The sequence below is a fragment of the Pollutimonas nitritireducens genome (genome assembly GCF_002849615.1).
Taxonomy (GTDB): Bacteria; Pseudomonadota; Gammaproteobacteria; order Burkholderiales; family Burkholderiaceae_B; genus Pollutimonas; species Pollutimonas nitritireducens.
In genome coordinates, this window is record NZ_PDNV01000010.1 from 148,600 (window position 1) to 163,389 (window position 14,790).

Sequence of the window (14,790 nt, forward strand, 5' to 3'; positions counted from 1 at the left end):
TTTCATTGTGAGTCCGTGTTAGTCAGGCTGGTTGTTTTCATATCAGCGTTATTGGCCGGAAGAATAAAATTTAGCTGTGCCCAGAGGCGATCAATATCGGCCGCCAGCTGCAAAGCTTGGATGCGCACGTCGATCACATTGCGATGGGCAGCCAGCACATCGGCAAGGTTGGCTTTGTCACCGCGATAGGCCGACCGAAGTGCAACCACACGGTCTATAGCCAATGGAATGAGTTCGCGCTCGTAGCGCCGATATCGTTCGCGAACATTGCTCCACTCAATGATTCTTGAGCGGGTTTCAGCAATAAGCGCCCGCAACCGTTCTTGACGTTCGGCTTGCGTGCGTCCAACCAGCGCGAGCTTTGCGGAAAGCTCCCGATTTTGAAGGTTTTTTTGATTCCATTGCAAAGGAATTGAAAGACCAATTGAAACCATATTGGCGTAGGCTGGGCCTGTTTGGCTATATGCCAGTTCCACGCTCCAGTCCGCGGATTTATTGGCTTTGGCGAGCCGTGCCTCGCTCTCAGCGATCTCTTTTTGCTTAGTCAATACGACAATTTCTGGATGTTGCTCCAGTTGATTATCGAGTGCCTTCATATCCAACCGGATACTGTCCGTGGCAGGTTTTTCCGCTAAAGTACCGGCTGCAGCGTCACCAACCCAGCGTGTTAACGTCGTTTGAGCATTGTCGATACGGCGCTGCGCTTCGCTGGCACGGTCATCAAGCAGGGCAAGCGTGCTTTGTGCTGAAAGGATGTCTGCCTGACTACCGCGTCCAGCACGATAGGCTCCTTTGGCTGCCAGAATTTCCAGCTTCAATTGATTTCTTTGTTCTGCTATGACCTTAGCTATTGCTTCGCTGTAGTAACGATCAAGCCAGGCTGATGCCGTATCGCGTTTGATATCAATGGTCGTCACCGTCTTTTGGACTAGTTCCTTTTGAGCTTCCAGTGAGAAGCGCTGCGCACGCAGCTCACGCTTTTCGGTTGCCGTCATTTCCTGCATCACGCTAACCCGGCGCATCGTGTCGGATGACCTGGTGATACTGAATTGATTGGCCCCGTTGATGGGTAGGTTTTCAATACCAACCTTGAGAACAGGGTCCGGTAATTGGCCTGCGGCAATTGCTTGGTCGTGTGACGCCGAGACCGAAAAGTCCTGTGCGGCCAACTGGCGTGAACGTTCAATCGCGAGGGATAAAGCATTCGCAAGCGTAAGTGTTGCCGCGGCTGAAGCGGGTGCCGGGATCAGTGCGGCAGCGCAGGCTAGCAATACAGCCAAGCTGATTTGATGAGACGAGTGTGAGACGAAAGTACTGCGTCTAAACCAACGGGTTAAAGAAGACACCATAAAACCTCCACATAAGGACAGACATATGCTTGTGCGAGAAGCACAAGCGATGACGTGCAAGAGTTATGAGGAGGTCAAATACGGAAGCAACAATGTCGGATAGCGAGAGCCTGTGCTGTCGTTCTCTGCAAAGATACGGCTTGGAAAGACGCAGTGGCCTGACGCGGCGTCGGGCTAAATCCACTGACAAGCATAGTCGTCACGACGACGAATGGTTTGATCTGGGGCGCTTGATGCCTATCAAGCGATTGATAGGCGGTTTGTGTGTGAGCCGCGCACGTCGTAGGCGCGCTTATATCGGCATGATCGCAAGCTGACGCTAGTTTGGCACTAGCGTCTTGGGGTATGGCGATCGCGTCTACACTGCGCATCCGGGCGTGCTCAATACACGTGCCTCCAGCCAACGCCAGTTGCATAAACACAGTGCTAACGAGGGCAAAGAGCAATGCCGTAAGCTGAGAACCGCGGAGTACGATCATCGAGGTGCCTGACGTTTAATTAAATGAGAAGCTGCTTGAAGTGGATTACGGCCGGTGTTGAAGTTGGCCGACCCGCAAAGCTTATCGGCCCGACAACGATCCAAAAAGGCCGGTGCGGAATTAGGCTCCAGTGTAAAAATTCTGGATATACGCCTTGTCTTCCTGAGTCATGTCGCGAAGTTCTTACTGAACGGCAGCACGGGTTTTGGCGGGTTCAGCCGTCGGTTCTGACCACGTTCCGGTAGCTTGACCTTGATGTGTGTCCCAATGGGAGCTTTGCTTAGCCTTTTGTAAATCTTGCTGAACGACAACACGGGTTTTGGCGGGTTCAGCCGTCGGTTCTGACCAACTTCCGGTAGCTTCACCTTGGTGCATGCTCCAATGTGAACTTTGCTTAGCCTCTTGTAATTCTTGGAGTACTTGAGCGCGCGTTTTATTATTTGTCGAGTCGTATACTTCATACCCGCCTTGTTCGGTGCCGTCCGGGATCCAGGCAGCAAATCCCGTAGCAGGGATAGTTAGAGCCGCGGCAAGTAGGGTCATAATAGTTTTGGTGCGTAAATTCATCTTGAGTACCTCTTAAAGTTTATAGTCCGACACCCAGCCATGCTGCTGTATCGCGGTGTCGGTTTAATTACCAACATGACTACTTTAACGAGGGTTACCCAACAATCGCGTGACGCCGTTATTACATATTCGTCATCCGCATTAAGGACGCTGCTAGGTTAATTTCAGCTCTGTAATGTTTGATTTAATAGCGCGCAATGGCGACCTAAGGAAACTCTGAACAAGTCCCCGCTGTTGAGGAATTGATGTAATGTTATGCCCAGTATTGACCACCTGCTTTGAGAGCATTGTCCATGAGCCAACTGAGTTTTTCTGACGCCGAGTTCGCCGGCAAACGCAAACAAACCCGCCGTGAAGTGTTCCTTGCCGAGATGGATACAGTGATTCCGTGGGCCAGACTCACCGCGTTGATCGAACCGGTGTATCCAAAGGCTGGCAACGGGCGTGGGCCGAAGAACGCTCCGTTTCATTGATGCGCGAAGGTCCAGTCGTACGTATTCAAGGCGATAGATTGATGATGCGCCGCGCGCTGAGTAATCTTTTATCCAATGCCATACGCTATACCCCTGCGGGTCGAGCGGTCACAGTTTCACTAGCAGCGAACAGCAACGATATGGTGATTATTTGTGTGAAAAACCCGGGACTAATGATTAATTCCGAACATCTTCCCAGATTGTTTGACCGATTTTACCGCGCGGATCCTTCACGCCAACGTAAGGGCGACGGAGCCGGTTTAGGCCTAGCCATTGTCAAATCGATTATTGACACACATGGCGGCACCATTACTGCAAAAAATGAGGATGGGCAAATAGTTTTTGAGATCAAACTTCCTCGGGATCGAGATCGCGCGACTTACAACAGTTAACTATTAAGTAAGTAGATCGACTGGCGGTTCTGAAAGGTAACTACGCACTGGGCGCTTTAGCGGCGACGTTATTGCCGCCTCCTCGGGCGGATAGTCACCGTTGCCAGCAGCAGCGATCTTATTTACCTTCGGTTCTTTCGTCGCGCTGCGTCAAATCTGGTTCGCTCGAATTGCCATGTTGGTGTCCGCCGTGCCCATGCATCAGATGTATCAGCGGACAGGCTGCAAGGAGTAAATAAGGCCACCAACCGGCGATATGCCCCCAATGCTCCCGCAGTAGGTAAAAACCCGTCACTAGGACGAGGGAAATCCAAGCCTTGGCCCCCGGACGCGCCCAAAACGAGGTAGATGGCCGCAGGTGCTCGGGGTCGGACGGATGATGGTTCATGTGTAGGATCTCCAATTGGGATGGCTGAGTCTAGTCTTTCTAGGATACGGGAGGCCATCAGCGTGTTCGGCGAAATATCGACCAGCTACTTCGCCAGGCTCAGTGCCCGCAGCAGCATCCCCCGCGGTTTGCTCGAGGGTCGCTGCTAGAGCCCCCCGGGGCGGCTCCTTGAGTGCCTTCCACACTGACTGCGCTGCCGGTCAGCGGCTCAGAAGGGTAGCCCGCCGCCGCGAGAGCCTGTAGCAAGGCAGGTTGTACCGCAGCGTTGTCGTCCACTTGGGCGCGCGCCATGCCCCGCGCAAGGTCCACCTCCGCGTTACGCACCCCAGGTATGCTGAGAAGTGTCCGGGTCACTCGGGCGACGCAGGCGCCGCAAGTCATTCCTGCTACCTTAAATTCGATTTGTTCCATACGTTACTCCTTAGGTGTCAATTCGATCCGAAGGGTAGGGTGCCGGTAGGTCGCCTCGGTTTCCTCTACCCGGCAGTCCCACATTGCGTTCTGCCAATAATAAGATAAACCTTCCCATCGTGACAAGGTCAAGCAATATCGCTACCGATTCTATCCCGGTTCCGGATAGCGATCGATTTCGGCGCGCTCCAAGCCGGACAGCAGATAGAAACCATATTCCAGGAAAAACTAGCTAGTCGTGTGCAACTCACCGAAGTGCAGATCTACTTTCGACTCGAACAGCGTCGACCACGAGTGGCCAACCGTCGTGCGACAGTGGCTCGTCGGTTGGGAAGCGCTTCTGAAGCCATCCTGAGAACAGGTAAAGCGTCAGTGGGAAGCCATACATTTCCACGAACAAAGCTACAACGAATGCCGTAGACGCCTTGAATGTTCGCCAGTCTCGCCCGGTGGTCGGTTTGAAAAAACCGAAAGCGGAGGTCGCAGAGTAGAGAATCACCAGTGACTATAGCCCGTAGGCCGATTCAGCACGGTTAAAACGAGGACAAACGGGCTTCACCAAGCCGTGAATAAGCGCTTTGATGCTTGAGCTGTTCGTGGAAGTCCACCCCAAACGAGTGGTTCTGTTTGCTGTGATTACAAAAATGTAGTTGTGGAGTCATCGGATTGAAAGGGGCGCTTAGATATATTGAAACCGTTGTTCAGTGCAATTCAGTCCATACCGCGCCGGGCTTGCCGGATTTCAACTTCGAACTAATTAGGAGATGTGCGCATGAAACGACTAACCGAGTGGGTCGTTTCAACGTCGGGCATCTCGAGAAAGATTAAGAAAAGCGGTACGTACTTGAGCCGCCGTTACTTCGGATCGCACGAGGGAGCGGGGAAGTATGACCCACATGGCTCAAGCCGGTTTCGACCGTGCGAACCCAGTGTGCGCGCACGAACCGCCAGTCTAGGCGATGAAGACCCGAGGCGCATCCGGGCTAAACGCAATGAAATTGCTACAAATGTAAGCCTTACGTCGATATCGACTCCTTCCAAAACTGCTCGCCATCCCGGCGCCATTCGCAGAGGGCACTTCCATGTCTATCAACCACACCTCGCCTAAGCGCCGGCGCTGGACTCTCTGGGTCTTCCTAGCGCTGGCAGCGTTTTACCTAATTGCGGAGCACCGTGCTCATCTCGCGGGATCGCTGCGCTGGTTGCCGTTGGGCCTTCTACTGCTGTGTCCCTTAATGCATAAGTTCATGCACGGCGGTCATGGTGACCACGGTCGTGATGATGACGAGAACAAAGCGGATCGCCCGCCCGATGGCGGACATGCCAGTATGCGCGATAGCGCTTCATCGAAGGACAGCTCCGATACATCTTCAGGAAGGCACTGACATGCATGAATCTCAAGGCGAATATGGCCTATGGCTCCTTGCCGCCATTAACGCAGCATTCTTTATCTTCTTCGCTTGGAGCTTTTATAAGCCGTTGACCCGATGGGATTGGCGGGGGTTTGGGATGTTCTCGGCGTTTGTCGTGGCGTTGTTTGCTGAGATGTACGGGTTTCCGCTCACGCTTTACCTGCTGTCCGGCTGGCTGAGCGCGACCTATCCACAAGTAGACTGGCTCAGCCATGACGCAGGGCACTTGCTTGAAATGTGGTTCGGATGGCGCGCCAACCCGCATTTTGGGCCGTTTCATTTGGCGAGTTTCGTGCTGATGGGCGGTGGGTTCTGGCTGCTGGCGTCTGCCTGGCCGATCTTGTACCAGGCACAGCGCGAGGGTCGGGTCGCGCGGGAGGGCATCTACGCACGCATCCGCCATCCGCAATACGTGGCATTTGCCCTAGTGCTGACTGGATTCTTACTACAGTGGCCGACGTTGATCACGATTATCTTCTACCCCGTGCTGCTGTGGGCCTATGCGCGGTTGGCTCGGCGTGAGGAGCGCGACAGTTTGGCTCGTTTTGGCGACGATTACGCCCGCTACATGCGCGAGGTGCCCGCATTCCTGCCTCGACGCCGGCGAGCTCATGATTCACACGAAGGGGAACTTTGATGCCTGTCCATAAAACAGCTGCGAGGACGCGCACTTGGCCTATTGGCGGCATGGTGAGCGCCGGATGCGCGCGCACCCTGGAGAAAGTAATCGCGGCCGTACCAGGCGTCACCGCAGTATCCGCCAACTACGCCAATGCGAGCCTGCAAGTGTCCTTCGATCCTACTAGTCTCTCGACCGGGGCGGTCGCCGCCGCGATCAGGAAATGCGGATTCGATTGTGAGGCGGTGGGGCAAGATGCCGAGCCGACGCCAGAAGTTGGGCGTAAGCAGCCGCACAGCGCGCATGCGGAGGCCCATGACGCGCACGCCGGCATGCACCACGGAAACGATTTGCATGCCGCAGCCCGCGATATGCGCCGCCGCTTTCTGGTCGCGCTCGCCTTTGCGATCCCGGTATTCCTATGGTCGCCGATGGGCATGACGGAACCGCCGCCCGTTCCTTTCGGTCTGCGAGAGAATGTCTGGCTATTCCTGCTGGCGACCGGCGCGGTGCTGTATCCCGGGTGGCCATTCTTCGCCGCCGCGGTTCGCTCGCTGCGGCGCGGCGTTCTCGATATGGCGGTGCTGGTGCTACTGAGCGTCGGCACCGGCTACGGGTTTAGTATAGCTTCAACGTTTCTCTTCGACGGTCCCAACTTTTTCGAGGCGTCCGCCGTCCTGCTCACTTTTGTCCTGCTAGGTCACTGGCTCGAGATGCGGGCCCGCGCCGGTGCTTCGGATGCGATGAAGGCCCTGCTGAAGCTCTCACCGCCGCGCGCCGTCGTGCGACGCAGCGGTCAAGAGATTGAGATGGCGACCGCGGAGGTGTTGATCGGTGACCTAGTGGTCGTGCGCCCGGGTGCAAAAGTCCCTGTTGACGGGGTTGTGACGGAAGGCAGCTCCCAGGTCGATGAGTCGATGCTGACCGGAGAATCCATGCCTGTGCGCAAGGATCCAGGCGCACTCGTGGTCGCTGGGTCGATCAACAAGAGTGGCGCGTTTACCTACAGCGCCACCAAAATCGGCAGTGACACCGCGCTCGCACAGATCATCAAACTTGTGCAGGACGCACAGAATTCCAAGGCGCCCGCCCAGTTGCTCGCCGACCGCGCCTCGCAATGGCTCGTGCTTGCAGCCATCGTGATCGGCTTGGGGACGTTCGCCGTGTGGTTCTGGTGGTTGGGCCAGCCGTTGCTCTTTGCTCTCACGCTCACGATTACGGTTTTTGTAATTGCTTGTCCGGACGCTCTTGGATTGGCGACACCCATGGCGATTATGATTGGGACGGGGTTAGGTGCCCGCCACGGCATCCTTTTTAAGCATGCGGAATCCATCGAAAAGAGCGCCCGGCTGGACGTCGTGATTTTCGACAAGACCGGCACTTTGACCGTGGGCGCGCCGGAAGTCGTCGAGATGGCCATCGCGGCGGATTGGACGCAGGAACGGCTGCTTGCGGTCGCCGCTGCTGTGGAAGCGCACTCCGAGCATCCCCTGGCACAGGCCATCCTCAAGCGTGCCGGTCCGATATCAGAACGTGCTGTGGCCTTCACCAACATCGATGGGCAAGGCGCCATGGGCATGGTCGACGAGGTGCAGGTGTTGCTTGGCAACCGCCTGCTCATGGTGGAACATGGTATCGACCTTCGCGTCTTGGAAGTCGACGCGCAGCGTCTAACCGGCGCAGGTCGCACGGTAATCTTTACCGCTGTCGGTGGTCAGCTCGTAGGCCTTATTGCAATTGCTGACGCGATCCGTGAGACCTCGCGCGCGGCAATCGATGAGCTGCACCGGCGCAGCATAAAGGTCGCCATGATCACTGGCGACAACCGGCCGACCGCCGAGCGCGTGGCTCGAGATCTCGGGATCGATATCGTGCTGGCTGATGTGTTGCCTGGGGGCAAGGCCGACGAAGTCAAAAAGCTGCAAGCGCAGGGTCTCAAGGTCGGCATGGTCGGCGACGGCATCAACGACGCCCCGGCACTTACGCAGGCCGACGTCGGCTTTGCAATCGGCGCCGGTACGGACGTGGCTATCGACAGCGCGGACATCGTCCTGATGCGCAGCGATCCGCACGACGTTGTCCGAGCGATTACCGTAGCCCGAGCGACGCTGCGTAAGATGCACCAGAACCTGGCCTGGGCGGTCGGCTACAACGTGTTCGCCTTTCCGTTGGCAGCCGGCGTGCTGTACCCCTTTACGCTGTCACCCGAGGTTGCTGCTCTTTCGATGTCGGGTAGTTCAGTCATCGTGGCTCTCAACGCGCTGCTGCTACGGCGGGTCCGGCTGGCTCCGCGTAGTGCCGCCGCAACATCCTCTTCCTCGCCTCTCAACGCTGCGGGCTCGCCGCTCGCCCCTGATCGGAGCACTCATGAATAACAATATTGGACCTACTCTCCAGTTTTTAGGCGCTGCGGGCACTGTGACTGGTTCCCGGTATCTTGTGGAAGCCAACGGGCGCCGCGTGCTCGTGGACTGCGGTCTGTTCCAAGGCTACAAGCAGTTGCGTGATCGCAACTGGACACCGTTTCCCGTCGACCCCACATCAATCGACGCCGTAGTACTTACCCATGCTCACTTGGACCATTCGGGATACGTGCCTGCACTGGTCAAACGAGGTTTTCGTGGCCGTATCCACTGCACCAATGCGACTGTAGCCCTGTGCGGTCTCTTGCTCCCGGACAGCGGGCACTTGCTCGAAGAGGAGGCGCAATACGCGGCACGCAAAGGCTTTTCCAAGCACAAGGAGCCCGTCGCGCTCTATACCGAGCGTGACGCTAGGCAGAGCTTGCGCCAGTTGCAGGGACACGCCTACGAGCTCGATATCGAGGTCGCACCCGGCATCCAGGCCCGATTCCACCCAGCCGGCCACATTCTGGGCGCCGCCCATATCAGCCTGGATGTGCAAGGCCAGCGTCTGCACTTCAGCGGGGACCTGGGGCGGCAACACGAATCGCTCATGAATCCCCCCTCATCGCTTCCCGGCTGTGACGTGTTGGTCTGCGAATCCACTTATGGCAATCGATCACATGTAAACGTGGACCAGGAAGCGGAGCTTGGGCCTATCGTGCGTCGAGTGGCTGCTCGCGGCGGGGTGATTGTCATACCTGCGTTTGCTGTAGGTCGCGCGCAGGCGCTGATGCTGCACTTGGCGCGGCTGCAGCAGCGGGGCGAGATCCCATCGTTGCCGGTCTACCTTGACAGCCCAATGGCAGTGAATGCGACCCGACACTACCACGCGCATCATGACGAACACCACGTATCCAACGAGGACTGCCAGCGCATGTACGAGCTGGCGACTTTCGTCAACAGCGTCGACGAATCGAAAGCGCTTGACCGACGCCGTGTGCCGATGATTATTATCTCGGCCAGCGGCATGGCCACCGGTGGTCGCGTGCTGCACCATATCGAGGCCTTCGGATCTGATTACCGAAACGCGATCCTGCTGTCGGGTTATCAGGCAGGCGGCACGCGAGGCGCCGCACTTGCCGCGGGCGTCCGCACACTGCGTATGTTCGGTCGCGACGTTCCTATTCGCGCCGAAGTGGTGCAGCTGCAGGGATTTTCTGGCCATGCCGACGCCACCGAACTGCTGGACTGGATGCGGACTGCGCCTTCGGCACCGCACATGGTGTACGTCACCCATGGCGAACCGGATGCTGCCGACACGCTGCGGATCAGCATTCAGCGAGAACTAGGCTGGCAAGCGCGTGTGCCGGAACACCTGGAACGCGTGGAGCTGGAGGCAGCGCGATGACTGTATCTGCGTCAAGCCATACATCCTTGCGAGTTACCCGTGCCGGTATTGATACCTATCAACAGCCGATCGCGTATATGCACCGCGATTGCGAAGTGTGCCGCTCTGAAGGCTTTGTTGCCATGACCCGAGTTCGGATACAGGTGGGCGACCGGTTCTTGACCGCAACATTAAATGTGGTGGTGAACGAGCAGATTGCCCTTGATGAAGTGGCATTGTCTGAGGCTGCTTGGAACATCCTAGAGCCGGACGTCGACGCGCGGGCAACCGTTCGACACCCTGCGCCTGCCGCTTCGGCTGGAGCGTTGCGTGCCAAGGTCTTCGGGGCGCGTCTGGACGATGCACAATACCTCACGCTGGTAGAGGATGTGGTAGAAAGTCGTCTCTCTGATCTAGAGTTGGCGGCCTTCGTCTCAGCTAGTGCCGGTGAACGCCTCGACCATGGAGAAACCACCGGGCTAACCCGCGCAATGATCTCCGTCGGGCAGCGATTAGACTGGGGGGAGGGCACTGTGTTGGACAAGCACTGCGTCGGTGGGCTGCCCGGCAATCGCACGACACCGATTGTGGTGGCTATTATTGCAGCGCTGGGCTATCTCATCCCTAAAACGTCCTCTCGGGCGATCACCTCCCCGGCGGGTACGGCCGATACGATGGAAGTCATGGCGCCGGTCTCGCTGGACATACCGGCGATGCGCCGCGTGGTCGAGCGCGAGGGAGGTTGCATCGTCTGGGGCGGGAACGTTCGCCTAAGTCCTGCGGACGATGTTCTCATTCGTATTCAACGGCCGCTGGATTTCGACAGTGACGGGCAATTGGTCGCCAGTGTGCTGTCCAAGAAGGTCGCCGCCGGATCCACGCATGTGCTGATCGACATGCCGGTCGGGCCCACCGCCAAGGTCCGCAGCGACAGTTCAGCGGACAGCCTAGCTGCACGTCTGCGCCACACGGCTGAGGCGGTCGGCCTGCAGTTGGGCATCTATCGCTCCGATGGTACACAGCCGGTGGGTGTGGGAATCGGGCCAGCTCTTGAGGCACGGGATGTTCTCAAAGTCCTAAACAATGACGCCGACGCGCCGGCCGACCTCAAAGAGCGAGCGATTGCCTTGGCGGGTGCCTTACTCGAGTTGGCCCCTGGAAGCGCCTCAGGCACCGGGATCCAACGTGCGCGCGCGGTATTGCACTCCCGGCAAGCGCTGGCAAAGTTCCTTGCCATCTGCGAGGCTCAAGGTGGATTTCGAGAGCCTCCACAGGCGGCATTAACCGCCGATGTCGCCGCCCCCTTGGAGGGGCGCATTACAGCGATCGACAATCGACGCCTTGCACGTATTGCGAAGCTGGCCGGGGCGCCGACTTCGCCCGCCGCCGGTTTGGAAACGGCGTTGCGGGTCGGCAATACGGTGCAGCACGGCCAGCCCCTTTTTACCGTGCACGCGCAATCGCGCGGTGAGCTTGCCTATGCTCTGGAGTACGCTAGGATCAATCAGCCATTCTCAATTTCTACGGAGGGCGCATGACCCGAGTTTTGATGCCTTTTCCCGCTGACGCTACCTTGGCTGCTACCATCGCTACACATCTCCAAGCGCGCGTGGCGCCAATAGCTTGGCGGCACTTTCCCGACGGTGAGTCGCTCGTCACGTTAGACGATGACCTCGAAGGGGCGGATGTGGCGATTTTGGCCACGCTGCGCAACCCAGATCCACTGGCTTTGCCGTTGCTGTTTGCGGCCCACACTGCCCGTGAGTTTGGCGCACGCTCGGTCGGATTGATTGCGCCGTACCTGGCCTATATGCGCCAGGACACCCGCTTTCACGGCGGCGAAGCGGTCAGTGTGCCGCTCTTTGCTCGATTTCTGGAAGAGGCCTTTGATTGGTTGGTGACCGTGGATCCTCACCTGCACCGGATCCGGCAACTGCAGTCGTTGTATCGTATTCCCGTCGCTCACGTTTCGGCGACGCCAGCCGTGTCGCGCTGGATCGCTCAGGCGATCCCCGAGGCTATACTGATTGGTCCTGATAGTGAAAGTGAGCAATGGGTATCACGCATTGCCCAAGAGGCGCAGTTGCCCTATCAAGTGCTAAACAAGGAGCGGCATGGTGATTACGACGTTCGCGTCAGCCTGCCGGATCCTTCAGCAGTAGCAGGGCGCATCCCCGTACTGGTTGACGATATCGTCTCATCGGGTCACACGATTCTGGAGACGGTGACGCACTTACAGCGCCTTGCGTTACGCGAAGCGGTGCTAGTCACTATCCATCCCGTCTTTGCCGGCAACGCCTATGAACGTCTGCAGGACGCCGGACTTAAACACATTGCCAGCACCGACACTATCGCCCATCCATCCAACGCGATCTCGGTTGGATCCGACCTTGCGGCGGCCGCCTCGGCGCTAATGACTTCTTCATCGGTTTCCTGGGAGGATACATGAACCAGCATCTCACCTGTTGTACCTCCGATCAACTGGCAGCCTCCGAACGCCAGCGCATCGTAGAACTGGCAGCTGCTCATAGACGGGCCGACCCCGAGTTTGCGCACTGGGCTGCCGGCTATGGCGTAATTCGCCACGATCCGCTTACTCAGATACGGGTGCGCCAGATGGTGGACGAGCTTGTCGCCCGTAGCCGCACGCCGGATGCAGCCACTGCCTGGCGGCAGCTCGCCGCGGCCGACCGTCTTACGAGCGCCGGCATGTGGCTGGTCGCGCACATGACGTACGGTCGCCGCGTGCGTACCGACGGCGCGGCGCTCGACGCGGCCGAATTCAAACCCACACCAGAAGGTCATACCGGCGGCTCACTCAACATGGTGCCCGCGTACACGGGGTACCTCCTGATGGACGCGCTGGACGGGGTGACCCGCGCCTGGATGATGGGACAAGGGCACTGCGTTGCCGCGATCGATGCACTCAACGTGCTGGTCGGCAACATGACTGAAGCCCATGCGGCACGCTACGACCGTTCCGACGCGGGCTTGAGTCGCTTCGTCAGCGACTTCTACGCCTACACGCTTAACCCCGATGGGACGCCCGCCTCGCCGCTCGGTTCGCATGTCAATGCGCACACTGCGGGGGGTGTGATGGAAGGTGGCTATCTCGGTTTCGCCGAGCTGCAATACGTGCATGCACCACTCAAAGGCGAACGTCTGGTCGCGTTTCTTAGCGATGGGGCCTTTGAAGAGCAACGGGGAAGTGACTGGGCGCCGCGCTGGTGGCGCGCTGAGGACAGCGGCTTAGTCAGTCCAATCATCATCCTCAATGGAAGGCGGATCGAACAACGCACCCAGATCGTTCAACAAGGTGGTGAGCGCTGGCTCAACCATTACTTACGCCTGAATGGGTTCGATCCGGTTGCTCTCGATGGGCGCGATCCGGCCAGTATCGCGTGGGGCATCCATATCATGGAGGCAAGGCTGCAAGCTCACGGTGATTCGTCCAGCGGTGAGGTGCGCCTGCCCTATGGCATCGCGGAAACCATCAAGGGCTACGGATTTCCAGGGGCAGGGACCAACGCCTCGCACAATCTGCCGCTGGCCGGCAATCCGGCTCACGATGGCGGGGCGCGCGCGCTATTCAACGAAGGCGTCGCTGCACTGTTCGTTTCAGCACCGGAATTGGACCGAGCGATCTCGGCACTAAACAATCACCACACCCATCAGCGGTCACGTGAGCGGGATCACGCGCTCGCGGATCGGCAGGTGGAGCGGCCCCGTGTGCCGGTGATAGCAGATCGCGCAGTTGGGGGAACGAGTTCGCCGATGGCTGCTCTGGACGAGCTGTTTGTGGCGATCACTCAAGCGAATCCCGATTTACGCGTGCGAGTCGGCAATCCCGATGAGTTGCGCAGCAATAAGCTTGACCGCACGCTGGATGTGCTAAAGCATCGGGTGCAGATTCCTGAGCCCGGCGTTGCAGAATCCACAACCGGCGCGGTCATCACCGCGCTCAATGAGGAGGCCGTCGTATGTGCGGCGCTCGGTAACAAGGGCGGCTTGAACTTGGTAGTCACCTACGAGGCCTTTGCGCCGAAGATGCTCGGCGCGGTGCGCCAAGAGCTGATCTTTGCGCGGCACCAAGCGCACGCCGGACGCCCGCCCGGGTGGCTGGGCATCCCTCTGGTCCTGACCTCTCACACCTGGGAGAATGCCAAGAACGAGCAATCACATCAGGATCCGACCATGGTCGAGGCGATGCTTGGTGAAATGGTCGACACTGCGCGGGTGGTGTTCCCTCCGGACGCCAACGGAGCTGCAGCTGCCTTGGCCCGCGCCTATATGCAGCGCGGCACTATCACTGCACTCGTCGTGCCTAAGCGCCCAGTACCCCATATGCTGACGCCGGACCAAGCGCAAGAGCTTGCGGGGATCGGTGCCGTGTGCCTAACGGGCGATCCAACGACGGCGGCCATCTTACTTGTCGCTACAGGTGCCTACCAGCTACAGGAAGTCCTCCGTGCGCACGCCCGCCTGACCGAGCGGGATTTGTCAGCAGCTGTCGTCTATTTAGCCGAGCCGGGTCGCTTCCGAGAGCCCCGAGATTCAGACGAGGCGCGATACACGCACGCCGAGACGCAGGTGCGAACCCTCTTTCCGACAGAACGGCCGCGAGTGTTCCTGACCCATACGCGTCCGGAGCCGTTTTTGGGCGCGTTACGAAGGGTGGACACGGGCCCGGCGACCACTGTGGCGCTAGGCTTTATCAACCGTGGCGGAACGTTGGACGTGCCGGGGCTCCTCTTTGCGAATCGAAGCACCTGGGCGCACGTCGTGGAGGCGGCCGCGCGTGTGTTGGGCATGGAGCGAGCGAGTCTACTGACTGAAGACGAGCTTGCGGCCGTTAGTGGCACGGGCGAGCCTGCAACACTCCTGCAACCCATACCAGTGTCAGCGCTTTGATCGCGTGCTTTCGCGGGCCCGTGCGCCCACAGCACTCACACTCACCGATCAATCGAG

Annotated in this window: 12 protein-coding genes and 2 pseudogenes; 9 read left to right on the forward strand and 5 right to left on the reverse strand. The window is 58.5% G+C overall.

What is annotated here, in order from left to right:
• Positions 1-2: 2 nt before the first annotated feature.
• Positions 3-1,349, reverse strand: a complete 1,347-nt coding sequence (locus CR155_RS16110) for a TolC family protein (protein ID WP_102071060.1) — start codon at positions 1,347-1,349, stop codon at positions 3-5.
• Between the two features lie 662 nt (positions 1,350-2,011).
• Positions 2,012-2,395, reverse strand: coding sequence for a DUF4148 domain-containing protein (locus CR155_RS16120; RefSeq protein ID WP_102071062.1), 384 nt, complete (start codon positions 2,393-2,395; stop codon positions 2,012-2,014).
• A gap of 293 nt (positions 2,396-2,688) precedes the next feature.
• Here CR155_RS16120 and CR155_RS16125 point away from each other — a divergent pair.
• Together CR155_RS16125 and CR155_RS16130 are read left to right on the forward strand one after the other, a co-directional pair.
• A pseudogene (locus CR155_RS16125) lies at positions 2,689-2,841 on the forward strand (IS5/IS1182 family transposase); the annotation flags it as partial.
• Between the two features lie 26 nt (positions 2,842-2,867).
• The gene (locus CR155_RS16130; RefSeq protein WP_199171790.1) at positions 2,868-3,260 is read left to right on the forward strand and encodes an ATP-binding protein; all 393 of its coding nucleotides are present in this window, start codon (positions 2,868-2,870) and stop codon (positions 3,258-3,260) included.
• A gap of 118 nt (positions 3,261-3,378) precedes the next feature.
• Here CR155_RS16130 and CR155_RS16135 read toward each other — a convergent pair whose 3' ends face one another.
• The 3 genes and pseudogenes from CR155_RS16135 to CR155_RS21130 all read right to left on the reverse strand — a co-directional run.
• The gene (locus CR155_RS16135; RefSeq protein ID WP_102071063.1) at positions 3,379-3,648 is read right to left on the reverse strand and encodes a DUF2933 domain-containing protein; all 270 of its coding nucleotides are present in this window, start codon (positions 3,646-3,648) and stop codon (positions 3,379-3,381) included.
• A 99-nt stretch (positions 3,649-3,747) separates the two neighbouring features.
• On the reverse strand, positions 3,748-4,059 hold the full coding sequence (locus CR155_RS16140; protein WP_102071064.1) for a heavy-metal-associated domain-containing protein: 312 nt from the start codon (positions 4,057-4,059) through the stop codon (positions 3,748-3,750).
• A gap of 231 nt (positions 4,060-4,290) precedes the next feature.
• Positions 4,291-4,561: pseudogene (locus tag CR155_RS21130) on the reverse strand (isoprenylcysteine carboxylmethyltransferase family protein); the annotation flags it as partial.
• Positions 4,562-5,141: 580 nt separating this feature from the next.
• Here CR155_RS21130 and CR155_RS16145 point away from each other — a divergent pair.
• Genes CR155_RS16145 through CR155_RS16175 form a run of 7 tightly spaced genes read left to right on the forward strand, consistent with a single transcriptional unit; the run spans position 5,142 to position 14,733 of the window.
• The gene (locus tag CR155_RS16145; protein ID WP_102071065.1) at positions 5,142-5,444 is read left to right on the forward strand and encodes a DUF2933 domain-containing protein; all 303 of its coding nucleotides are present in this window, start codon (positions 5,142-5,144) and stop codon (positions 5,442-5,444) included.
• A 1-nt stretch (position 5,445) separates the two neighbouring features.
• Positions 5,446-6,108, forward strand: a complete 663-nt coding sequence (locus tag CR155_RS16150) for a methyltransferase family protein (protein WP_102071066.1) — start codon at positions 5,446-5,448, stop codon at positions 6,106-6,108.
• A complete protein-coding gene (locus CR155_RS16155) occupies positions 6,108-8,465 on the forward strand; it encodes a heavy metal translocating P-type ATPase (protein WP_102071067.1) in 2,358 nt (785 codons plus the stop codon). Before CR155_RS16150 ends, CR155_RS16155 begins: the two co-directional genes overlap by 1 nt.
• The gene (locus CR155_RS16160; RefSeq protein ID WP_102071068.1) at positions 8,458-9,843 is read left to right on the forward strand and encodes an MBL fold metallo-hydrolase RNA specificity domain-containing protein; all 1,386 of its coding nucleotides are present in this window, start codon (positions 8,458-8,460) and stop codon (positions 9,841-9,843) included. Before CR155_RS16155 ends, CR155_RS16160 begins: the two co-directional genes overlap by 8 nt.
• A complete protein-coding gene (locus CR155_RS16165; protein ID WP_102071069.1) occupies positions 9,840-11,360 on the forward strand; it encodes a thymidine phosphorylase family protein in 1,521 nt (506 codons plus the stop codon). The genes CR155_RS16160 and CR155_RS16165 overlap by 4 nt, the downstream gene beginning before the upstream one ends.
• On the forward strand, positions 11,357-12,271 hold the full coding sequence (locus CR155_RS16170; protein ID WP_102071070.1) for a ribose-phosphate diphosphokinase: 915 nt from the start codon (positions 11,357-11,359) through the stop codon (positions 12,269-12,271). The genes CR155_RS16165 and CR155_RS16170 overlap by 4 nt, the downstream gene beginning before the upstream one ends.
• Positions 12,268-14,733 carry a phosphoketolase family protein gene (locus tag CR155_RS16175; protein WP_102071071.1) on the forward strand — a complete coding sequence of 822 codons (2,466 nt, stop codon included), beginning with the start codon at positions 12,268-12,270 and terminating at the stop codon, positions 14,731-14,733. The genes CR155_RS16170 and CR155_RS16175 overlap by 4 nt, the downstream gene beginning before the upstream one ends.
• Positions 14,734-14,790: the final 57 nt, after the last annotated feature.